This is a genomic window from Shewanella sp. HN-41, assembly GCF_000217915.1.
In the GTDB taxonomy this organism is placed as follows: domain Bacteria; phylum Pseudomonadota; class Gammaproteobacteria; order Enterobacterales; family Shewanellaceae; genus Shewanella.
This window is the reverse complement of record NZ_AFOZ01000014.1, coordinates 376609-399870: the sequence shown is the minus strand read 5'-3', so window position 1 is coordinate 399870 and position 23262 is coordinate 376609. Positions and strand designations below refer to the sequence as shown.

Below are 23262 nucleotides of genomic sequence, written 5' to 3'. Positions count from 1 at the left end.
CAACCCTAGCGCAATAAAAGGCTGGTCTTAATCGAATAATGATTTCGAATTGGTTCAATGCGCTACTTTGCAGGCTCGTCATGGATAACAATGAGTCGTTTAGGCGCTAACAGACCGTCATCATTCATCGCGCCAATGCCGACAAACCGACGGGTATCCCCTAAGGTGATACGTACTAATTGATCGGCTTCTAAACCCACAACACGCACCGCCTGCCCTTGCATCAGATAGGCAGCACTGGCATCGGGTACATTCACCTCGGGAAAATCGGCCACGGCCGTATCCATAGGCAATAAAAGCGGATCGAGTAGCAGACTCGGCTCTATCTGCTGTTCCTGGGCCTGGGCAACGAGAGCTTCAAGCTGCTCAAGGGTAACCATTCTAGCATAGGGGTACTGTGCCACTTGGGTACGGCGCAACATGATCACATGGGCACCACAGCCAAGCATTTCACCGAGATCATCGATAATAGTACGAATATAAGTGCCTTTAGAACAATGGATGTCCAAGGTCAACTCATCGCCTTCAAGCTTGATAAAGTTAAGCTCAAATACCGTGATAGGCCGCGCTTCACGGGGCACTTCAATGCCTTCACGCGCATATTTATATAAGGGTTGTCCCTGATATTTTAACGCAGAGTACATTGAAGGCACTTGCATTGTATCGCCACGGAAATGCTCGAGCGCAGCTAATAGCTGTATCTCGGTAAAATCCATAGGGCGCGTCTGCACCACTTCGCCATCGGAATCACTGGTATCGGTACGCTGGCCCAGTTTTGCCGTCACTAGATAACGCTTATCGGCATCTAACAAATGCTGTGAAAACTTGGTCGCCTCACCTAAACATACGGGTAGCATGCCTGTGGCTAGCGGATCGAGCGCGCCCGTGTGTCCGGCTTTGTTCGCATTAAAAAGCGTTTTACCCGTTGCAGCGCAAAGTTGGAACTCATGCCAGTGGCTTTGTCCAACAACACGATACCATCGATGAAGCGGCCTTTTGGACGACGAGCCATTAATCTTTACCTTCTGTATCTTCGGTATCGTCTGTCGCGTCCACATCTTGGACATCTTCAGCACTGCCAAATTGCTGCTGTTTCGCTTTATCTTGATTAATTACTTGGCTGACGAGGTTAGACATACGCATCCCCTCAACCAATGAGCTATCGTAGACAAAACGCAGCTCTGGCATCACTCGCAGCTTCATCCGGCCAGCCACAAGGGTGCGAATATAGGGTGCGGCGCTGATCAGCGCGTTGAGCTTTTCCTGTACAACTTCTTTGTCTTCCTCAAAGAAGGTCACAAAGACCTTGGCGTAACTTAAATCACGGGAGACATCGACGTCATTCACGGTAACAAAACCAATACGGGGGTCTTTCATGTCGCGCTGCAACACCAGAGCAAGCTCTTGCTGCAACTGCTGTGCTATGCGACGTGTACGACTGAATTCTTTTGCCATAATATCTGTACCATAGCTAATGTCATTAAATCGAAAGGGCGGCTAATGCCGCCCTCTTTATCGTTACAGAGTACGTGCCACTTCGACGGTTTCGAATACTTCGATTTGGTCGCCTACGCGAACATCGTTGTAGTTCTTAACGCCGATACCACATTCCATACCGTTGCGAACTTCGTTAACGTCATCTTTAAAGCGACGCAGAGATTCGAGTTCACCTTCGAAGATCACCACGTTATCACGCAGTACGCGGATTGGTGCGCTACGTTTGATGGTACCTTCGGTCACCATACAACCAGCAATCGCACCCAGCTTAGGCGATTTGAACACATCACGAACTTCAGCCAAACCGATAATTTGTTGTTTGAACTCAGGAGACAGCATACCTGTCATCGCTGCTTTCACTTCATCAATCAAATTATAGATAACGCTGTAGTAGCGTAGGTCGACGCTTTCGCTCTCAATAGTCTTACGCGCCTGCGCATCGGCACGCACGTTAAAGCCAACCATGATAGCGTTAGAAGCCGCGGCTAAAGTCGCATCGGTTTCGGTCAGAGCACCCACACCGCGAGCGATGATGTTCACTTTCACTTCATCGGTAGATAGACCCGTTAACGAATCGGTAATCGCTTCCAGTGAGCCTTGTACGTCTGCTTTAAGAACAATGTTCAGTTCTTTCACTTCGCCGTCTGTCATGTTCGCGAACATGTTTTCAAGCTTAGATTTTTGCTGACGTGCCAGTTTCACATCACGGAACTTACCTTGACGATACAGGGCAACTTCACGGGCTTTACGCTCGTCACGTACGACGGTCGCTTCATCACCGGCTGACGGTACGCCAGACAGACCCAAAATTTCAACTGGGATTGATGGACCCGCTTCAGTGATAGAACGGCCGTTCTCATCCTTCATCGCACGGATTTTACCGTACTCAAGGCCACATAGAACGATATCACCTTGGCGCAGAGTACCTTCCTGAACCAGAATCGTTGCCACAGGGCCGCGACCTTTATCCAGTTGGGATTCAATAACCACACCCGCAGCCATGCCATCACGTACCGCTTTAAGCTCTAATACTTCAGCTTGTAATAGGATACCTTCGAGCAGATCATCAACGCCTTCACCTGTCTTAGCGGATACGAAGGCAAACATGTTGTCTCCGCCCCAATCTTCAGACATAACACCGTGTTGTGACAGTTCACTCTTAACGCGATCGATATCCGCTTCCGGTTTATCCATCTTGTTCACTGCAACGATTAACGGCACGTTACCGGCTTTAGCATGTTGGATCGCTTCGATCGTCTGTGGCATTACACCGTCATCGGCCGCAACGACTAACACAACGATATCGGTCGCCTTGGCACCACGGGCACGCATTGCGGTAAACGCGGCGTGGCCTGGGGTATCGAGGAAAGTGATCATGCCGTTTTCGGTCTCAACATGGTATGCACCAATATGCTGAGTAATACCACCGGCTTCGCCAGCAGCCACTTTCGCGCGGCGAATATAGTCAAGCAGAGACGTTTTACCGTGGTCAACGTGGCCCATGATGGTCACAACCGGTGCACGGGATTCCAGCTTAACGCCACCCTCATCGTCACGGTCTAACAATACTTGATGTTCAAGTTCGTTTTCACGAATTAGCACCACTTTGTGGCCCATTTCTTCGGCAACTAATTGGGCAGTCTCTTGATCTAACACTTGGTTGATCGTGACCATTGAGCCCATTTTCATCATCTGTTTGATGATTTCAGTCGCTTTCACTGCCATTAAATGCGCCAGTTCAGAAACAGTCACAGTTTCACCGATACGCACATCACGGCTTACAGCAGCAACTGGCTTGTTAAAGCCGTGGGCCATAGACTCGGGTGCTGTGCTGCGGTTACGCATGTGCTTTTCACGGCCATCACGGGCATCTTTACCGCCACGCTTCTTAGCGTTGCTCTTGTTACGAGCACGACGGCCGCGTTTTTCTTCATCCAGATCGGAAGTATCTTCAGCAGCACGCGCTACTTTAGAGGTGGTGATGTGGTGATCGCCGTTTCTTTCCGCTTCTAAGCGTTGACGCTCTTCTTCAGCCCAACGCTTAGAGTTTTCTTCCGCTAATAAGCGGGCTTTTTCGGCCGTTTTTGCCGCTTCTTCATCTTGCTTGCGTTTAGTTGCCGCCTCTTGCGCCGCTTTTAAACGCTCAGCTTCTAGACGTGCCGCTTCTGCTTCTGGAGAAGCATCTTTGGTTACTTTCACTTCTGCCGCCGCTTTGGCTTTTGCCTTGGCTTCAGCTTCTGCTTTAGCCTTAGCTTCTGCCTCAGCTTTCGCCTTGGCCGCTTGAGCCGCTTCCGCTTCGGCCTTTGCTTTTGCTAATGCTTCAGCTTCTGCTTTCGCCTCTTCTTCCGCTTTTAGCACAGAGTCATTCACATCACGTTTAACGAAAGTGCGGGTTTTACGCACTTCCACTTTCACATCTTTAGATTGACCACCATTACCCGCCACGCTCAGGGTTGATACCGTTTTGCGCTGCAGTGTCATTTTAGTCGGGGCAGTCTCGCCACCGTGCTGTTTTTTCAGATAATCCAGTAACTGCTGCTTTTCAGCTTCAGACACATTATCAGCTTGGCCTTTCTTAATTCCAGCCTGAGAGAATTGCTCAATCAGACGTTCAACACTTTTACCCACTTCCGTGGCCAATTTCTCTACGGTAGTATCTGCCATCAGTTAAATCCCCCTGTTGATCGACTTATGCTTCTTCGCCAAACCAACAGATGTTGCGGGCAGCCATGATGAGCGCACCTGCTTTTTCTTCTGTCAATTCTTCAATTTCGATCAAATCATCAATGCCTTGTTCAGCCAAGTCTTCTAGAGTCACAATACCTTTGCTTGCAAAAACATAGGCTAAGTGTCTTTCAACACCTTCAAGTGCTAACAACTCGTCACTTGGCTCCACACCATCTAGTGCTTCTTCAGTGGCGAGTGCTCTGGTCGAGATCGCCGCTTTTGCACGTTCACGTAAAGCTTCAACGAGATCTTCGTCAAAACCATCAATCGCCAATAGTTCAGACACAGGTACATAAGCGATTTCTTCGAGCGACGTAAAGCCCTCATCCGCAAGCACTTGTGCAAAATCTTCATCGACATCCAATGAACTCATAAATAGATTCACCACTTTGGCGCTTTCGGCCTGATGCTTCTTATTCATGTCTTCCACTGTCATAACGTTCAATTCCCAACCTGTCAGTTGAGTCGCTAAACGTACGTTTTGGCCATTACGTCCAATGGCTTGTGCCAAACTATCAGCCTCAACGGCGATATCCATTGAATGGTTATCTTCGTCAACAATGATAGAGGCCACATCGGCTGGCGCCATAGCATTGATCACGTACTGTGCTGGATTATCATCCCACAACACGATATCAACACGCTCGCCACCCAGTTCATTCGATACCGCTTGTACACGTGCACCGCGCATACCCACGCACGCACCAATAGGGTCGATACGACGGTCATTGGATTTTACGGCAATCTTTGCGCGAGCGCCTGGATCACGGGCAGCGCCCATCACTTCGATCAACTCATCGGCAATTTCAGGCACTTCTACACGGAAAAGCTCAATCAGCATTTCAGGTTTAGTGCGCGTTAAAAACAGCTGTGCGCCGCGGGCTTCTGGACGTACTGAGTACAGCAATGCACGCACGCGGTCACCAGGACGGAAAGATTCACGAGAAATTAAATCTTCACGGAACAGCACGCCGTCAGCATTGTTGCCTAAATCGACCACCACACTTTCACGGGTCGCTTTTTTCACTACACCAGTGATCAGCTCGCCTTCTTTATCTTGGAACTGCTCAACCACTTGCGCACGCTCTGCTTCACGTACTTTTTGTACTATGACTTGCTTAGCGGTTTGTGTGGTAATACGGTCAAACACTACCGACTCGATATCGTCTTCGATATATTCGCCTGGTTGAATGTCCGGATTTTCATAACGAGCCGCTTCGAGCGTGATCTCGCGGAATGGGTTCTCTAGGGCTTCGCCGTGATCGTCAACCACCATCCAACGACGGAATGTTTCGTAACCGCCAGTTTTACGATCGATGGAAACACGAACGTCGATATCACCTTCGTATTTTTTCTTGGTTGCAGTAGCCAGAGCGATCTCTAGCGCTTCAAAAATTTTCTCGCGTGGAACGGCCTTTTCATTTGAAACCGCTTCAGCGACTAGCAGAATCTCTTTATTCATCTCGTCTTGCCTCGTTCACCTTGAAACCATCAAAACTTAGCGATTACGTTGCCTTTACGGATATTATCCAGGGCGACAACTAGCTCTTTACCATTGACATTCAGCGAGAGCATTTGCCCTTCAACCTTGGTAATGGCGCCTTTTAAATTACGACTGCCCGCGACAGGCATAGTCAGTTGAACTTTCGCATCTTCGCCCACGTAGGCCGCATACTGCTCTGCAGTAAACAACGGTCTATCCACACCGGGTGAAGAAACCTCTAGGGTATATTCAGTCGGAATAGGGTCTTCAACATCGAGTACAGCACTGACTTGACGGCTAGCATTGGCACAATCTTCAATATTGATACCGTTTTCACCATCAATAAACACGCGAAGTATTGAATGCTTACCCGCTTGAACATATTCAATGCCCCAGAGTTGGAAGCCTAATGCCTCCACAGGCACTTTGAGCATTTCTGCCAGTCTGGATTCTAATGTTGCCAAAATTGACCCCCGAAAAAAACAAAAAAGGGCTTAATAGCCCTAGTACAACGCCGTATAGAATATACGACAAATTTAAAAGTCCCAGATAACAAAAAACCCCGTAATCACGAGGTCATTAGTGTCAAGAACCTGTAAACCATAACGAATTCAAACACTATTCGTTACTAGGAGCTGGTTGCGGGGGCCGGATTTGAACCGACGACCTTCGGGTTATGAGCCCGACGAGCTACCATGCTGCTCCACCCCGCGTCAACTGTGTGCAAGTATATTGACTATCGTCTTTTCTTGCAATAACTAAGAGAGAACTTACCTCGTCTATCTTAGTTAATTTGGTGCCGAGAGCGGGACTTGAACCCGCACGTCCGTTAGGACACAGCCACCTCAAGGCTGCGCGTCTACCAATTTCACCACCTCGGCTAAACTCTTACTAGTCAGGAATTTTGGTTTCTGACTTTTCGGTTCCTTGCTCAACAGGTTGAGTCACCTGCTCAGTATCTGAACCTAAATTTTTCCATGAATCTTCATTTTTTGCGTGATTTGCACTTAAGTTACCAATTAGCAGGCTTAAGGTAAAAAACGCAATGGCCAGAATCGCCGTAGTGCGTGTCAGGAAATTCCCTGAACCACTTGAACCGAATAAGGTACCTGATGCACCGGCGCCAAATGAGGCCCCCATGTCAGCTCCTTTTCCCTGCTGGATGAGGATCAGGCCGATTAAACCTAATGCAACCAACAAGTAAACAACCACTAAAACTTCATACATATTATGCGCTCATCGCTATGGTACACAGACTTAAAAACTCGCTAGAGTTTAAACTGGCACCGCCAATCAGTCCACCATCAACATCAGGTTGGGCAAATAAATCTGCAGCATTACTCGGTGTTACACTACCACCATAGAGAATCCTGATATTTTCTCCGATAAACGGAGATACTTCAGAGAGGCGTTTGCGAATAAACGCATGAACTTCCTGTGCCTGCTCTGGCGTCGCACTCTTACCTGTTCCTACAGCCCATAATGGCTCGTAGGCGATAATAGCGTTATCAAAAGCCATAGTGCCATTTTTCTGGATCACTATATCCAACTCTTCAGCAATCACCTCAAAGGTACGTCTTGCTTCCCGCGCTGGACCCGACTCACCCACACACAATATTGGGGTCAGACCGTGCTTTTGTGCAGCGGCGAATTTCTCCGCTACGATATTACTCGTCTCTCCGTACATACGGCGACGCTCTGAATGCCCGATAATCACATATCGACATCCTGAATCTTTTAGCATCTGACCTGAAACTTCACCGGTATAAGCGCCAAAGTCATGTTGACTTAGGTTTTGTGCGCCCATCCTAACAAGTGAACCGTCTAACGCTTCCTTGTTTGCTTCTAGCAGTTGCCTAACGCTCTCTAGATAGATAGAAGGCGGGCATAAAACCACTTCAGCTGAATCATTTTGGAGCTTAGAGGCAAATTTCTTGAATAACTCTTGCGCTAATGCCGCACTGCCATTCATCTTCCAATTGCCTGCTACCATAGGACGTCTGAGTGCCATCACTGTCTCCTCTGAAAGCGGCGTGAATAATAGCGAACCACTTATTAAGTTACAATAGCTAAATTCGAATTTTTTTAGATATCCGGTTGGAATGCTTAATTTTTACACTCCAAAGCTATTTTCTGTTCATTTGTGCAGCTAACACCTTCATTTTCAATCGGTATCAGCCGCACTCACTACAAAATCGGCAAAGACTAGCTTGCCGACTTTACCGCATCGGCGATCAAATTTGCGTGGGCCAATACTGCACTATGATCGTCACCTTCTACCATGACACGGATCAAAGGTTCAGTACCTGATTTACGTAGTAATACTCGACCACGAGCCCCGAGTTGTGACTCGACTTGGGCTTGGGCCGCTTTAACTTTATCGGAATTCAATGGATTGTGTTCGCCCTCAAAACGCACATTCACTAACACTTGTGGCAACATTTCCATAGGTGCTGTGAGTTGCTCTAGAGTGGCATTTTGCCGACGCATGGCCGCTAACACTAAGATCCCTGCGACAATGCCATCACCGGTTGTGCCGTGGTCAAGATTAAGGATATGCCCTGAATTCTCACCGCCGATACGCCAATCGAGTTCCTTAAGTAATTCCATCACATAACGGTCGCCTACCTTTGAGCGTGCGAAGGGAATATCGAGTGCTTGTAGGGCTAAATCCAGCCCAAGGTTAGACATTAAGGTGCCAACAACACCGCCGCGTAACACGCCACGATTTTTCGCATCACAGGCCAGAATATAGAGGATTTGATCGCCGTCAATCACTTCCCCTTTACTGTTAACCATCATAATTCGGTCACCGTCACCATCGAGGGCGATACCTAAATCGGCACCTTCGGCAAGCACTGTCTCACAAATTTTGCCCATGGACGTCGCGCCCACTTTGTCATTGATATTCATACCATCAGGCTTATCACCGATGGCTACCACCTCGGCGCCTAATTCACGGAATACCGCTGGCGCTATGTGATAGGTTGCACCATGGGCACAATCGACCACAATTTTTAGCCCCGTTAAGGTGTGCTCTGCAGGGAAATTACCTTTACAATACTCGATGTAACGGCCTCGGGCATCTTCGATACGGGACACTTTGCCTAGTAGATGTGACTCGACGCAAACGAGGGGCTTTTCGAGTTCGGCTTCAATCTCTAACTCTAACTTATCGTCTAACTTACTGCCGTCGGTGGAGAAAAATTTAATGCCATTATCATAATAGGGATTATGTGATGCACTGATCACCACCCCAGCTTCGGCGCGAAAAGTACGCGTCAAATAGGCGACTGCAGGCGTTGGCATAGGCCCCATTAACATCACATTAAGACCCGCGGCAGAAAGACCAGCTTCTAATGCCGATTCAAACATATAACCCGAGATACGGGTATCTTTACCGATAATGACCTTCTTGGTACCACTACGGGATAATACTCGTCCCGCGGCCCAACCTAATTTCAGCGCGAGTTCAGGCGTCATTTGCCCTGAACCTACCTTGCCACGAATACCATCGGTTCCAAAAAATTTACGTTCTGTCATATCGCCCCATAAACTAAATGTGTCCCAGTTAACTGGGATCATAATATTAATTAGATGCGTAGAAAAAATAGCACTTAGAGATAAGCCTGTGTTGCTTGTAACACTTTAAGCATATCCACCGTTTGTGCGACATCATGTGCACGAATAATATGAGCCCCTTTCTGTGCCGCTATCATAGCGCCAGCCAGACTCCCCGCCAAACGATCTAAGGTCGGCCTTCCAAGGAGATTGCCTATCATGCTCTTACGGGATAAACCGATCAATATTGGTAACTCAAACTGGGCTAAAGTCTGCAATTTACCAAGGAGTTCATAATTATGTTCTAAGGTTTTACCAAAACCAAAACCGGGGTCGATTAATAATCTTTCCCTTGGGATCCCCGCATCGAGACAAGCCTGAATCCGCTCAGCGAGAAAAGTCGACACCTCGGTAACAACATCTTGATATTCGGGAGCGCTTTGCATACTACGCGGCTCGCCTTGCATATGCATTAAACAGATAGGCACATTCAACTGCGCGGCAGTCTCAAGCGCCCCCGGCTCCATCAGGGCACGCACATCATTGATTAAATGTGCTCCAGCGTTAACCGCTTGTCGCATCACTTCGGGTTTACTGGTATCGACTGAGATCCACACATCATGGTGCTTAGCGACATAGTTCACCAACGGGAGCACTCGCGCGAGTTCATCCTCAACACTCACATCGGCCGCACCTGGTCTGGTTGACTCGCCACCGATATCGATAATAAGTGCGCCTTGGGCGACCATTTCGTCCGCATGTTTACAGGCCAGCTCGAAGGAGGAGAATTTTCCACCATCGGAAAAAGAATCGGGAGTGACATTCAGAATGCCCATCACTACGGGCGAAGCTAAGGATAAGCGTTTGGTTCCAGCAATTAATTCAAACACGCATTGACTCCATTTGGGACAGCTTGCTAGCGCGTTATCGATTTCCTATCCACTGTCCAGCGATCTCTATAATAGAGAAACAGTGACAAATGACAGGCTGTCAATTTTCTAGCAAGGTAAAACAAGAAAACCCCTTAACGGGGTTCTCTTTCAATTACGACAACTTACTTAACGGGTGATTCATCGACATCTTTCAGTTCAGTTTCAACGGGAGCGGATTTTACCACTTCGTCGACTTTAACTGCAGGTTCGCCTTTGTCATTGCCTTTGTCATTTGAACCATTGTCATCGGCTTGCCAATCGGCAGGTTGACGCACTTCACGACGGTTCATTAGATCGTCAATTTGAAGTGAATCAATGGTTTCATACTTCATTAAGGCTTCTTTCATCGAATGTAGAATATCGAGGTTATCCGTCAATATCTGCTTCGCACGGCCATAGTTTTTATCGATAAAGACTTTCACTTCGGCATCGATAAGCGTCGCCGTTTCATCGGACATGGCTTTGGCTTTACCCATGCTGCGCCCTAAGAACACTTCACCGTCTTCTTCGGCATAGAGTAATGGACCAAGCTTGTCCGAGAAGCCCCACTGAGTCACCATATTACGCGCAATAGATGTCGCGTATTTGATATCCTGTGATGCACCAGTCGACACTTTTTCAGTACCGTAAATAAGCTCTTCCGCTAAACGACCACCGTAAGCGACCGAAATTTGGCTCTCTAACTTACGACGACTCTGACTGACTGAATCAGCTTCGGGTAAGAAGAAAGTGACACCCAGCGCACGGCCGCGGGGAATGATAGTGACCTTGTGCACAGGATCGTGCTCTGGTACTAAACAACCCACAATTGCATGGCCCGCTTCGTGGTATGCGGTCATTTCTTTTTCGGCTTCAGACATCACCATAGAACGGCGCTCAGCACCCATCATGATTTTATCTTTTGCACGCTCAAATTCTTCCATGCCCACAACTCGGCGATTTCCACGAGCCGCAAACAGGGCTGCTTCGTTGACTAAGTTAGCTAAGTCAGCACCGGAGAAACCAGGGGTACCACGGGCAATCACGCTTGCTTTGACATCTTCAGAAAGCGGTACTTTACGCATATGCACTTTCAAAATCTGCTCACGACCACGAACATCTGGTAAGCCAACGACCACTTGACGGTCAAAACGACCTGGACGCAATAACGCAGAATCGAGTACGTCTGGACGGTTAGTTGCCGCGATAACGATAACGCCTTCATTGCCTTCGAAGCCGTCCATTTCAACCAGCATTTGGTTTAGTGTTTGCTCACGTTCATCGTGACCACCACCTAAACCTGCGCCACGTTGACGACCGACCGCATCGATTTCATCGATAAAGATGATACAAGGTGCGGACTTTTTCGCTTGTTCAAACATGTCACGCACACGGGATGCACCGACACCGACAAACATTTCAACGAAGTCAGAACCCGAAATGGTAAAGAAAGGCACCTTTGACTCACCCGCAATCGCTTTGGCAAGTAAGGTTTTACCTGTACCTGGAGGACCGACCATCAGTACGCCCGTTGGAATACGGCCACCGAGTTTTTGGAATTTGGTTGGGTCACGCAGATAATCGACCAGCTCTTTGACTTCTTCCTTGGCTTCATCACAGCCAGCAACGTCAGCAAACGTAGTCTTGATTTGGTCTTCGCTCATCAGCTTGGCTTTACTCTTGCCAAAGGACATAGCACCTTTGCCACCGCCGCCCTGCATCTGACGCATAAAGAAGATCCACACCCCGATCAGCAACAACATAGGGAACCAAGAAATGAAGATCTGGGTTAAGAAACCCGACTCTTCGGCCTCTTGGCCTTTCATGGTAATGCCTTTACGGTCAAGATCATTAATCAAATCTTGGTCATATAATGGCATGATCGTGGTGAATTTCTCGCCCGTTCGTTTAGAACCTTCGATAGTACGTTGGTCGCTTTTCACTTCAACAGTTGCGACCTGTCCATCACGAACATTGTCTAGGAAAGTAGAATAATCCATCTTCTGCGATGACGAAGAAGAGGGGGAGTAACCCTGAAACACTGACATCAGCACAACGGCGATGACAACCCAGAGTATTAGATTTTTTGCCATGTCACTCAAATTACTAGACCTCATAAAGTCTTGCGATGATTAACGCTAGGGTACTACAACTTGTACCCTGTCGCCACAAGATAGACTTCCCGGGAGCGTGCCCGCGAAGAGTCCGGTTTACGTGTTTTTACGACTTTGAACGCCTCTTTAACCGCTTTCATATATTCGTCAAAGCCCTCCCCCTGAAAGACTTTGACCGCAAAACTGCCATTAGGTGCCAACACTTGATGACACATATCTAACGCCAGTTCGACTAAATACATCGCGCGCGGCTGATCGACACCGTCTGAACCACTCATGTTGGGCGCCATGTCAGACAACACAACGTCAACCTTATCCGCACCGACTCGGGTAAGCAATGCTTCGAGGACTTTATCTTCACGAAAATCCCCTTGCAAAAAATCTACCCCGACGATGGGATCCATAGGTAAAATGTCACAGGCGATGACCTTACCTCTATCTCCGACCAACTTCACTGCTACCTGCGACCAACCGCCAGGTGCAGCACCAAGATCGACCACTGTCATACCAGGGCGAATAAGTTGGTCCTTTTGCTGAAGTTCTTCAAGCTTAAACGCAGCGCGAGAACGCAATCCCCGTTTCTGTGCTAGTTTGACATAATGATCATCAAAGTGTTCCAGCATCCAGCGATTGGAACTGGCCGTACGTTTTTTACCTGACATTTAAAATCCGCAACAATTGAGAGTTACACAAGGGCTATATAAGGGTAGAATAGCCGTTTTTCAACAGTAACTCAGCAAAAGTTGGTAGAAATGAACTTAACAACCAAACAAAAACAGCATTTAAAAGGTCTGGCGCACAATTTAAAGCCAGTGGTGCTGCTTGGTGCCAATGGATTGACTGAAGGTGTACTCGCTGAAATTGAAAGCGCACTCGCTTATCATGAATTGATCAAAGTGAAAGTAGCCTCTGCCGACAGAGAGCTAAAAAATGCCATCGTTGATGCCATAGTACGTGAAACTCAATCCGCAAAAGTGCAACTTATTGGTCATATTCTGGTGATTTATCGTCAATCACCAGAAATGAAGATTGCTCTGCCAAAGGCAAAGTAATTTTTTATAACGTTAACAAAGAGGCCACTCAATCGAGTGGCCTCTTTGTTTTTGCTATGAATTTACGCCGTTCGGTATTGTCCTAAAATAAAGCACTAAAAACCTAAGAGAGAGTTCTAAGGCATATCAGAAATCATTTGTTCTTTATAATGCTCTGGTGTTAGACCTAAAAACTCTGGCAGTGAAGCCCCAACGGAAATCGATGAGAATGTACCCGTTAAGATACCGATAAACATTGCAATAGAGAATCCTTCCAGCGGCCCACCGCCCATGATCCACAGTGCACCAACCGTCATTAAAGTAGTCCCTGAGGTCACCATAGTGCGGGAGAATGTCGCCACAATTGCTTGGTTATTAATCTCTTGAATCGCAAGCTTTGGCTTAGCAATCAATAGCTCACGGATACGGTCGGCAATGATGATCGAGTCATTTAAGGAATAACCCAAAATCGCCAGTACAGCCGCGAGTACCGTTAGATTAAACTCCATCTGCGTCAGCGCAAAAAATGCCAGTACGAACACCACATCGTGCACTAGCGCAAACAAAGCGCCCGATGCGAGTCGCCATTCGAAGCGATAACTTAAATAGCCCAAAATACACAACATAGCGACTAACAGCGCTAAACCGCCCTGCTCCGCCAGTTCTTGACCAATCTGCGGCCCAACGACGCTGCTGTTAAGGACTTGCACCTCAGAGTTAAGTGGCGCTAATGCCTGCTGAATATCGACATTGTTTTGCAGTGTATCTGTACTCTGTGGATCAGTGTTCTTGATATCAGAATAACGCAACACCCAGCGCCCGGGCTCACTGGCCGAGACCACACTAACCTCTTGATGATAAGCGGCGTTAAGCAAGGGTTGTAACTCACTGCTGGTGATTTTTCTATCGAGCTGAACTTCGGTGACCACACCGCCGGTAAAATCTAAGCCCCAGTTAAAACCCTTCACACCTATGATGGCTAATGACGTTATCATCAATAACATTGAGATAGCACTGGAGACATAACGCCATTTTGTTAGATTGATATTTTTCATGGTTATACCCTCACATGACGACTAGCATCACGTCCGTAAACTAAGTTAATCAAGGCCCTTGAGGCAAAGATACCAGTAAACATGCTGGTCAACAGACCTAGCCCTAAGGTCAAGGCGAAACCTTGGATTGGGCCATTACCGATGGAATAGAGCACGACCGCGGTGATCATAGTGGTGAAGTTAGCGTCGAAAATGGTAGAAAACGCGCTATCAAACCCCGTATCAATTGCCAGCGCAAAACTGCGACCTTCCTTCAACTTGTCTTTTATTCGCTCGAAAATCAGCACGTTGGTATCAACAGCCATACCGACCGTTAACACTAAACCTGCGATGCCCGGCAGGGTCAGCACTGCGCCTGGGATAAGCGCCAGTAGGCCAAACAGGATAACCATATTGGAAATCAGCGCGATATTTGCCACCCAACCGAGACGACGATACCAAAGCGCCATGAACAACAAGGTAATACCCATACCAAGGCCGAGCGCAGCAAAACCGTTTTCAATGTTTTCAGCGCCTAACGTCGGGCCAATGGTACGCTCTTCCACAATCGTCACTGGCGCCGTCATGGAACCCGCTCTCAGTAACAGGGCTAATTGCTGCGCTTCTTGATAGGTGCCAGCGCCAGTGATGCGGAAGCGGTCTCCAAGCTGGGATTGAATGGTCGCGACGCTGATAATCTCTTGAGTTTGCTTAGCCTTACCTTGTTCATCACGACTGTATTCGCTGTAAGACGTCGCCATAGGTTTGCCGATATTGGTTCGGGAAAACTCAGACATTTTCTGCCCGCCGACACGGTCGAGGTTAATGTTCACCTCGGCCATGCCCATCTCACCTAAACTCGCTCTGGCATCGACAATATGATCGCCACCCAGCACAGGCGTGCGGCTCACATAAATAGGCTTACCCGACTTGTCGTTGAGCACCATGGCATTCACAGAGCCTGACTCTTTCACCTCGAAAAAAGCCAGACTCGCCGTAGCACCAATGACGTTTTTTGCGGCCGCAGGATCTTGCACGCCAGGCAACTCAATCCGAATTCTATGATCGCCTTGACGCTGCACTAAGGCTTCTGTGATGCCAAGTTCTTCAATACGACTGCGCATAACTTGCAGGTTTTGCTGCACAGTCAAATTACGCAGTTTTGTTTGCTCCTCTGGGCTCAACTTAATCTGTAAACCCGCGCCATCGGTATTGGATAATTGCCAATTGGGATAGGACTGTTTCATCATCTGACGCACGGCGGCGCGAGCATCATTATCGGGCAAGGTCAGGTTTAACTGGCTAGCTTGATCCAAATAGACGCTGGCGCCACGGATCTTCTGCTCACGAATGAATTGACGTAGCGAATCAACTAACGCCTCACCCTGAGTTTGATACACAGGGTCAACATCCACATCGAGTAGAAACTGCACCCCACCACGTAAGTCGAGCCCAAGTTTAATTGGCTGAAAACCTAAATTTTGCAACCAACTTGGCGCTGCGCTGGCAAGGGATAAGGTCAATTCCTTTGGATCCGCCACCATAGAAGAAACGAAGGTTTTAACTAAGGTTTGTTGGTTATCCGCATCGAGGACAATTAAGGTTTCGCCATTCTTTTGGTCGATGCGTTTTACCGTCACGCCTTCGGCTTGCAGCTTATCCCTAAGGGCAACGGGGGTGAGTGTTAACCCCGCCTTTGCGCCCACCTGCACCGCGGCATCCTCACCATAAAATGTAGGTAAAGCACTGAATAACATCACTATGATGGTGACGATAAGCACTATATATTTCCAGGCTGAATAATGATTTAACAGCCTTTGATTGGGTTTTATTTCCATGGGATTAACTCGCTATTTATCACCTAACTTTTAAATCAAAAGCTAAGTGAACATATTGATATCAGTCCGAAACCAGTCATTGAGCACCAGCAAGCTAAGCTAGATAAACTCGAGTCATCACAGCGAATAACCGTGATGGAGAGGTTTCGGTGAGAACAAAAATGCAATGGCATGCAAGTTCAACGGGAGCTGACTCCAGTCGATAGCACACCTAAATAGGCGGGTTAAGCGGCTTGTTGGCTAAATCGATATTGAAGATTTGAGACTTTCCAACCCGAAATTCGAGCGGGGGAAGATACGGCAGAAAGCGTCCAGTCGGATGTGATATCCAGAACGGTAGGTTCAACGGTATTGAGCGTGGGCTCGGCAGTGAAGTCTAGCACGAGTACATATACCGGCTTCACCTCACGCACATCATGTTGGGCAAGACTGAGAAAACGCGGTGAATTTATCGGGGCAAAATTTAAGTCATCCGCATGACCCACGTAATCGGAGCTTGGACAAGGTGCAGGCTGAGATACTGAGTCTGCAATGGCAGTATTGGCAACATCAGTATTTAATGAGCCGCAGCTTTCAACGGTTTGTGCATCAGAATGTGAATTCGATTGAGCAATAGCGTCGGCATCGGGCAAACTTTGGGGAGTAGCGTTTGACTTGGTATTGGAAGCCGAGTTATCGAGACTCCCACTGTCTTGAACAGTATCTATCTGAACCGTGTGCACCTGAACATGCTGGAGAGTGTGATCGCTGCGCTGTACTGAGGTTTTTGGCGTATAGCTAGCCGAGTGCGCAATCAACATGATCGCCACACAAACTAACATCAATCCAGTACGCCAATGTTTTACCAAAGCGTGCCCTCTCATCAAACCAACAATAAAACCATCAATACAGTGAACTCGGTGACGGAAAAACAACACTGGAGCATTCACTTAGCCTGCAGCTTAGGTAAAACAGCATTAAGAGACAAATTAATCTTTGTCCATCTTCCCCTATTTATTAACAAGTAACCTCAAAATACACATGTTAGAACACCCACTGCAGTAAACGACCTTGTATAGATAATTTTTTCCTTGCAGTAAATAATTACAAGTGTAATAGTTTATATATTACACTTGTAATTGATGAGTGATAGACAATGAAAGATATCAGTCAAGCCGAGCTAGAAGTATTAAAAGTATTATGGCAACAAGCCCCTGCCACAGCCAATCAAGTGGTAGATCAGTTAGCCGATGCCAGTGAGTGGCATGAAAAAACAGTAAAAACCTTACTAAGCCGGTTAGTCAGCAAAGGCGCTGTTTCTTTTGAGAAAGACGGGAGAGCATATTTGTACAGCCCAGTATTGCAGCAGGCTGATTATCAGATGAAAGAGAGTCAAAGTTTTATTCAACGGGTATTTTCTGGCCGTATCGCACCTTTAGTCGCGGGTTTTGCGCAGCAAGAAAAACTGGCAGAGCAAGATATTGCTGAATTAAAACAACTGATCGCCCGCTGGGAACAGGAAAATAACCATGATTAGTTTATTGCTGGCATTGCTGCTGCCTTTATCTTCAGTGTTGCTGATGTTATTGCTACTACGGCCTTATCTTTTAGCGCGCTTCGGTGCCCGTACCTTATACGCCTTATGGTGTATAGTGCCTTTATTGCTGTTGTGTTTTATGTTGCCACTGCAGTTTGGAAACAACAGTAATTTGGCAGCCATGCAAGTGTATCAGGTCGGTTTACAACAGGCTGAGCAACAGTTCACTCGCGGCTCAATCCTTTTCTGGTGTTGGCTTGGCGGTGTGCTGTTATTCGCCGCCACGATAATGCGCAGTCAATCGCAATTAAACCAACACAAGGCCGCAGCAAAATATCTCACACTTGATGTCAACCTACCTTGCTTGTTAAGTAATCAAGCGCAAGGACCTTATATCAGCGGCCTATTTACGCCTAAAATTTTACTGCCTAACGACTTTTTCCAACGTTTTTCACCAACCCAGCAACAACTGATTATTCAGCATGAATTAACGCATTGGCACCGTGGTGATTTGCAGTGCAATTTGTTAGCGCTGGGTTTATTGATGCTGTTCTGGTTCAACCCTTTGTGTTGGTTAGCGTATCGTGCTTATCGCCACGATCAAGAATTAGCCTGTGATGCGCTGGTGTTAGCCAGTGCATCCATCGCCGACAAAATTGCTTACGGTAAAGCATTACTAAGCAACTCAGAGCCAACACCAGTCAGCTGGCAAGGGCTTACCACTCACTACGGAGATATCAAACACATGAAACAACGTTTATTACATTTACAGCTGCAACAAGGTTTCAGCAAAACCACGCTAATTACCGCTGTTGCCACTGTGCTGATCGCAGGTCTGTGGTTACAACAGCCCGCGCAAGCAGATAGCGCCCACAAGGCTAATGACCCCACACCAGTGACTCGAGTAGAACCTAAATATCCAATCAAAGCAGCCCAACAACGAATCGAAGGTTATGTACAGGCCAAGTTTGATGTATCCGCCCAAGGTAACGTCAGTAACGTGCGCATTGTGCGTTCAGTACCCAGCGATATCTTTGACAAGGTCAGTATCACAGCGTTAGAGCAATGGCAGTACGCTGCCACAGGACAAGAATACAAAGACATGCTAGTACAGCTGGACTTTGCAATGGATTTGCCAAATACGGCAATCGAAAGAGTAGGTGTCACACCGCCGAAAAAAAACAATCAGTAGCAATAATCAAGTCATCCAGCACAGTCTACGCAACAAAGGGGCCGCAGGCTCTTTTGTTATTTAGATTGTTTTAAGTATGCAAAGCCTTTAAGCATGATCACGTCACTTGAGCATGCTTAAAGGCTGTGTATCTGAAACTGTCATTAACGCTCAGTAACAAGGCAAATACCGCTTCTTCAATCATCACAGCGATACCTTCTTAGCCGAAATGCTAAGCTCCCCCTTTAACGCAAAATCCCAAACAAAGCTCCCGGGTTCAGCTAAGAAGCACAAAAAAACCGCCATCAGGCGGTTTTAGAAATATCAGGAGCCACGCTCACTGCATGAACAATCGCTTATAAATACTGAACTGAGATGATTTCGTAATCTGTCATACCACCAGGCGTGGTAATCGACACTTCATCACCTTCATTTTTACCCACTAAGCCACGGGCAATCGGTGAGTTAACTGAAATCAGGTTTTCTTTAATATTGGCTTCATCATCGCCGACGATGCGATAAGTCACTTCGGCATCGGTATCGAGGTTCAAAATGGTGACTGTGGTGCCAAAAATAATCCGGCCGTTATTCGCCATCTTAGTCACATCGATAATCTGTGCGTTAGATAATTTACCCTCAATATCACGGATACGCGCTTCACAAATACCTTGTTCCTCGCGGGCTGCGTGGTATTCCGCGTTTTCTTTTAGGTCGCCTAATTCTCTCGCTGAGGCAATCGCTTCAGTAATTTTAGGGCGACGTTCAAACTTGAGAATGTCTAATTCTTTACGCAGCTGCTCTGCACCGACAACGGTCATAGGAACCTTAGTCATAACTTCTTTCGTCTCCTTTAAAACAAAAGCAACCCGTGCCAACGCTAAGGTCAACACAGTCAAATGAGGGTGGAATTGCGCTATTCTAACCTTATACCCAAGCTACCTCAAGATACGAGTTTCAGAGCGCCTAGCGTGCTTCAATTCAAGGCATGTCAATGACAAAATCCCGATCATCACCGCCTCAAGAACCATAGATTGATGCAGCTTACCCAACCTGACGCTGAGTTACCAGCAATGAAACCTAATTCCGCGACTCAGGTTGCTCAATACAAAGATTCACACACCGAACAGGCTGCAGGCATTTTGCACTTTACATAGGGGCATTTACGTAAAACGTTCACCTTAAAATTAACTTTTTACCCCCCTCGTTTACAGAATCGCGATCGGCTACAATCCGCCGCCGGCGACTTGCTGGTAATTCCGAAGGAAATATCATCTTGAGTACATCTCTGCTCAAAAAAATGCGCTGCTTACATATAGTGTGGTTAGCGCTAATGCTAAATGCCTGTGTAGCGCCACTATTATTAATGTCACCCCAAGGTCAAATGATGTGGGCCTTACTAAAACCCCTCGTCGGCTTAAATCCAAATGATGTTGGATTATTTGAGCAACCCTTAATCAAAGACCGCATGCAAGCCTTATTAGGGGATAACTACGACACAACCATGTCATTGCTTAACACTGCTGACAAAATACAGCAAGAAGGCCCATTATTTTACCTTGTATCCACTTACACCCCAGTGCCAGAAATGGCCGAGAAAGCCGGGTTAGTGTGGAACTCGGATACCAACCAAATGGCAGTGATGTTACTAACGGGTGGCTCACCCAAAATTATCTCAGAGCAGTTTACGGATCAGGCTGAGAAGCTCGTTCCTAGTTGGCCAAAAGAACTCGCCGACTATGCCGATCCGCAAAAACTGCAGCAAAAGGCAATTGAAGCGGGGACAAATCAGCTGCAACAGCAAGTAGGAGCCTCTGCGGCTCCCCTAAAAGCTGTAGTGTCGGGAGAGGCAAATACTGTGCAGGATGCAATGCTTGAAAAGGTGAGCACTGAAATCGCACCACTAAAAGAAGCGCACCCAATCAAAGAAATCAAACCTGTACAATAATACAGGCCCACTATCGGGCGGCGTATTTCATCCAAGTCGCGATATGCCTTAAAGCATAATGCTGACTCAAGCCACTGTGTTTATTTAAGCACTGTGGCTTTTTTTATCTCGATTGAACACTTATCTCACCGTCTTTATAGCAGGCCAGTTTCCTCCCGCTTATCACAAACCTTAACCCAGTTCGGCTTTCCTAGGCTGACGCGAGAAAAAGGTACGTTGAAACATAGCAGGGAAATAAAAGGACAACTGACGAAGTACAAGATAAAAAGCAAAAAGCCCGTCCTATGACGGGCTTTTTAACTATGGCTGGGGTACTAGGATTCGAACCTAGGTATGCCGAGATCAAAACCCGGTGCCTTACCGCTTGGCGATACCCCAATAAACTTATTAGCTATTTTCAATATTAGCTATCTTCAATGAATATAGCATTTTGATGGTACGGGAAGAGAGACTTGAACTCTCACACCTTGCGGCACCAGAACCTAAATCTGGCGTGTCTACCAATTTCACCATTCCCGCATCAAAATGTACCAGACTGACTCATACAAGTAGTTCTGGATTTTTCCAGATAAATCAAATGATTTAGCGTGGATTTAAATATGGTAGCAATGGCGGGACTTGAACCTGCGACCCCAGCATTATGAGTGCTGTGCTCTAACCAGCTGAGCTACATTGCCAATGGCTGGGGTACTAGGATTCGAACCTAGGTATGCCGAGATCAAAACCCGGTGCCTTACCGCTTGGCGATACCCCAAACAACTTGGAAACTGAAAAATGGCTGGGGTACTAGGATTCGAACCTAGGTATGCCGAGATCAAAACCCGGTGCCTTACCGCTTGGCGATACCCCAACTAAACTCTGTTTCAAACATCCGCTATCGCCGATGTTTCTAAATTCGTATTTCGAAACTGACATTTCAAAATAATGGTACGGGAAGAGAGACTTGAACTCTCACACCTTACGGCACCAGAACCTAAATCTGGCGTGTCTACCAATTTCACCATTCCCGCACAGTCTCAATTTTACATCTTGAAAAGATGGTAGCAATGGCGGGACTTGAACCTGCGACCCCAGCATTATGAGTGCTGTGCTCTAACCAGCTGAGCTACATTGCCACTTCGGTATTGCGCGCCCCTCTCAGCGAGGAACGGGGCGTATTATGCTTATTCGATGTACCTAGGTCAACAGCTTTTTTTCGCTATTTCCCTAAGCTTAAGCTGTTCGGCTATTACTTCACCAAACTGAGCAACAGATGCGCTAAATTAACGTCCATTGCCCATCTCGAGCTAAAAATTCTATAGCTTACGCCTTGAATAACAGCGCTTATACGTTAAATAGGAAATGCATCACATCGCCATCTTTAACGATGTAAGTCTTACCTTCAACGCGTAATTTACCCGCTTCTTTGGCTCCAGCTTCCCCCTTATAGGTGATGAAGTCTTCAAAGGCCATCACTTGGGCACGAATAAAGCCACGTTCAAAATCGGTGTGGATAACACCCGCAGCTTGTGGGGCACTGGCCCCTACAGGAACTGTCCAAGCACGTACTTCTTTTACACCTGCGGTAAAGTAAGTTTGCAGACTCAGCAACTGATAACCTGCGCGGATCACGCGATCTAAACCAGGCTCTTCGATACCCAGATCGGCCATAAACTCATCGCGATCGGAGATTTCCATCTCAGCCAGTTCAGATTCAATCGCCGCACACACAGCAACAACGATAGCGTTTTCTGTCGCTGCGATCGCACGAACTGCATCTAAATGCGGGTTATTCTCAAAACCATCTTCCGCAACGTTAGCAATGTACATGGTTGGTTTTAAGGTTAAGAAATTCAGGTAAGCTACCGCTTCCAGTTCTTCTTTCGATAATTCCATTGAACGCAGCATTTTGGCTTCATCGAGCACTGGACGCATTTTTTCCAGCACTTCCACTTCAAATTTTGCGTCTTTATCGCCACCCTTAGCGCGTTTTTGTTGGCGGATCACCGCACGCTCTAAACTGTCTAAGTCCGCTAAGGCTAATTCAGTGTTGATGACTTCAATATCACGTGCAGGATCAACCTTGTTGGCCACATGGACAATGTTATCATCATCAAAACAGCGCACTACGTGTCCAATCGCATCGGTTTCACGGATGTTGGCAAGGAACTTGTTACCTAAACCTTCACCTTTAGAGGCGCCCGCGACTAAACCTGCAATATCCACAAACTCCATGGTCGTAGGTAGCACACGTTGCGGATTCACAATCGCAGCTAAAGCATCTAAACGTGGATCCGGCACAGGAACGACACCCGTGTTCGGTTCAATAGTACAAAACGGGAAGTTAGCCGCTTCGATGCCAGCCTTAGTTAACGCATTAAAAAGCGTTGATTTACCTACGTTAGGAAGACCAACAATGCCGCATTTAAAACCCATATGCTTACCTTTCTCTCGA

Annotated in this window: 19 protein-coding genes, 9 tRNA genes and 1 pseudogene; 4 read left to right on the top strand and 25 right to left on the bottom strand. The window is 47.1% G+C overall.

Annotated features, from left to right (window positions below; genetic code table 11):
* Positions 1-62 precede the first annotated feature (62 nt).
* The 13 genes and pseudogenes from truB to rlmE form a co-directional block, all read right to left on the bottom strand.
* A pseudogene (gene truB, locus SOHN41_RS04415) lies at positions 63-1012 on the bottom strand (tRNA pseudouridine(55) synthase TruB).
* Entirely contained in the window at positions 1012-1455 is a 444-nt protein-coding gene (gene rbfA, locus SOHN41_RS04410; RefSeq protein WP_007646038.1) for a 30S ribosome-binding factor RbfA, read from the bottom strand. The pseudogene truB and the gene rbfA overlap by 1 nt, the downstream one beginning before the upstream one ends.
* Before the next feature lie 63 nt (positions 1456-1518).
* Entirely contained in the window at positions 1519-4161 is a 2643-nt protein-coding gene (gene infB, locus SOHN41_RS04405; protein WP_007646036.1) for a translation initiation factor IF-2, read from the bottom strand.
* Positions 4162-4186: 25 nt separating this feature from the next.
* Positions 4187-5686 (bottom strand): transcription termination factor NusA, encoded by a 1500-nt coding sequence (gene nusA / locus SOHN41_RS04400; RefSeq protein WP_007646035.1) that lies wholly within the window; start codon positions 5684-5686, stop codon positions 4187-4189.
* A gap of 29 nt (positions 5687-5715) precedes the next feature.
* Complete coding sequence (gene rimP / locus SOHN41_RS04395) at positions 5716-6171, bottom strand: ribosome maturation factor RimP (protein WP_007646033.1); 456 nt, start codon at positions 6169-6171, stop codon at positions 5716-5718.
* Positions 6172-6343: 172 nt separating this feature from the next.
* Positions 6344-6420, bottom strand: a tRNA-Met gene (locus tag SOHN41_RS04390).
* Positions 6421-6501: 81 nt separating this feature from the next.
* Positions 6502-6588: transfer RNA gene (locus SOHN41_RS04385), tRNA-Leu, on the bottom strand.
* 10 nt (positions 6589-6598) lie between these two features.
* Positions 6599-6934 carry a preprotein translocase subunit SecG gene (gene secG, locus SOHN41_RS04380; RefSeq protein WP_007646031.1) on the bottom strand — a complete coding sequence of 112 codons (336 nt, stop codon included), beginning with the start codon at positions 6932-6934 and terminating at the stop codon, positions 6599-6601.
* A gap of 1 nt (position 6935) precedes the next feature.
* Positions 6936-7718, bottom strand: a complete 783-nt coding sequence (tpiA, locus tag SOHN41_RS04375; protein ID WP_006082720.1) for a triose-phosphate isomerase — start codon at positions 7716-7718, stop codon at positions 6936-6938.
* A 194-nt stretch (positions 7719-7912) separates the two neighbouring features.
* A complete protein-coding gene (glmM, locus tag SOHN41_RS04370) occupies positions 7913-9250 on the bottom strand; it encodes a phosphoglucosamine mutase (protein WP_037458039.1) in 1338 nt (445 codons plus the stop codon).
* Between the two features lie 74 nt (positions 9251-9324).
* A complete protein-coding gene (gene folP, locus SOHN41_RS04365) occupies positions 9325-10158 on the bottom strand; it encodes a dihydropteroate synthase (RefSeq protein ID WP_007646021.1) in 834 nt (277 codons plus the stop codon).
* A 164-nt stretch (positions 10159-10322) separates the two neighbouring features.
* A complete protein-coding gene (gene ftsH / locus SOHN41_RS04360; protein ID WP_037458037.1) occupies positions 10323-12296 on the bottom strand; it encodes an ATP-dependent zinc metalloprotease FtsH in 1974 nt (657 codons plus the stop codon).
* 29 nt (positions 12297-12325) lie between these two features.
* Complete coding sequence (gene rlmE / locus SOHN41_RS04355; RefSeq protein ID WP_007646019.1) at positions 12326-12955, bottom strand: 23S rRNA (uridine(2552)-2'-O)-methyltransferase RlmE; 630 nt, start codon at positions 12953-12955, stop codon at positions 12326-12328.
* 90 nt (positions 12956-13045) lie between these two features.
* Here rlmE and yhbY point away from each other — a divergent pair, with 90 nt between their 5' ends.
* Entirely contained in the window at positions 13046-13345 is a 300-nt protein-coding gene (yhbY, locus tag SOHN41_RS04350; protein WP_007646018.1) for a ribosome assembly RNA-binding protein YhbY, read from the top strand.
* 116 nt (positions 13346-13461) lie between these two features.
* Here the strand turns inward: yhbY and secF are convergent, their stop codons facing one another.
* The 3 genes from secF to SOHN41_RS04335 all read right to left on the bottom strand — a co-directional run bounded on the left by secF (position 13462) and on the right by SOHN41_RS04335 (position 17017).
* Positions 13462-14379 (bottom strand): protein translocase subunit SecF, encoded by a 918-nt coding sequence (secF, locus tag SOHN41_RS04345; protein ID WP_007646016.1) that lies wholly within the window; start codon positions 14377-14379, stop codon positions 13462-13464.
* A 2-nt stretch (positions 14380-14381) separates the two neighbouring features.
* Positions 14382-16196, bottom strand: a complete 1815-nt coding sequence (gene secD / locus SOHN41_RS04340) for a protein translocase subunit SecD (protein WP_007646014.1) — start codon at positions 16194-16196, stop codon at positions 14382-14384.
* Between the two features lie 224 nt (positions 16197-16420).
* Positions 16421-17017, bottom strand: coding sequence for a hypothetical protein (locus tag SOHN41_RS04335; protein WP_037458035.1), 597 nt, complete (start codon positions 17015-17017; stop codon positions 16421-16423).
* 314 nt (positions 17018-17331) lie between these two features.
* On the opposite strand from SOHN41_RS04335, the gene SOHN41_RS04330 reads away from it, so the two are divergent.
* On the top strand, positions 17332-17712 hold the full coding sequence (locus tag SOHN41_RS04330; protein ID WP_007646011.1) for a BlaI/MecI/CopY family transcriptional regulator: 381 nt from the start codon (positions 17332-17334) through the stop codon (positions 17710-17712).
* Entirely contained in the window at positions 17705-18904 is a 1200-nt protein-coding gene (locus SOHN41_RS04325) for a M56 family metallopeptidase (RefSeq protein ID WP_007646010.1), read from the top strand. The genes SOHN41_RS04330 and SOHN41_RS04325 overlap by 8 nt, the downstream gene beginning before the upstream one ends.
* 335 nt (positions 18905-19239) lie before the next feature.
* Here SOHN41_RS04325 and greA read toward each other — a convergent pair whose 3' ends face one another.
* Positions 19240-19716: a transcription elongation factor GreA gene (gene greA, locus SOHN41_RS04320; protein WP_007646009.1), complete on the bottom strand. Its 477-nt coding sequence runs from the start codon at positions 19714-19716 to the stop codon at positions 19240-19242.
* A 464-nt stretch (positions 19717-20180) separates the two neighbouring features.
* On the opposite strand from greA, the gene SOHN41_RS04315 reads away from it, so the two are divergent.
* Positions 20181-20828, top strand: coding sequence for a hypothetical protein (locus SOHN41_RS04315; RefSeq protein WP_037458033.1), 648 nt, complete (start codon positions 20181-20183; stop codon positions 20826-20828).
* Positions 20829-21131: 303 nt separating this feature from the next.
* Here SOHN41_RS04315 and SOHN41_RS04310 read toward each other — a convergent pair.
* From SOHN41_RS04310 to ychF, 8 genes are all read right to left on the bottom strand, one after another.
* Positions 21132-21206: transfer RNA gene (locus SOHN41_RS04310), tRNA-Gln, on the bottom strand.
* Between the two features lie 56 nt (positions 21207-21262).
* Positions 21263-21347: transfer RNA gene (locus SOHN41_RS04305), tRNA-Leu, on the bottom strand.
* 81 nt (positions 21348-21428) lie between these two features.
* Positions 21429-21505: transfer RNA gene (locus SOHN41_RS04300), tRNA-Met, on the bottom strand.
* A 2-nt stretch (positions 21506-21507) separates the two neighbouring features.
* Positions 21508-21582 (bottom strand) — tRNA-Gln (locus SOHN41_RS04295).
* Positions 21583-21603: 21 nt separating this feature from the next.
* Positions 21604-21678 (bottom strand) — tRNA-Gln (locus SOHN41_RS04290).
* Positions 21679-21753: 75 nt separating this feature from the next.
* Positions 21754-21838: transfer RNA gene (locus SOHN41_RS04285), tRNA-Leu, on the bottom strand.
* Between the two features lie 28 nt (positions 21839-21866).
* Positions 21867-21943: transfer RNA gene (locus tag SOHN41_RS04280), tRNA-Met, on the bottom strand.
* Between the two features lie 208 nt (positions 21944-22151).
* The gene (gene ychF, locus SOHN41_RS04275) at positions 22152-23243 is read right to left on the bottom strand and encodes a redox-regulated ATPase YchF (protein WP_037458031.1); all 1092 of its coding nucleotides are present in this window, start codon (positions 23241-23243) and stop codon (positions 22152-22154) included.
* Positions 23244-23262 lie beyond the last annotated feature (19 nt).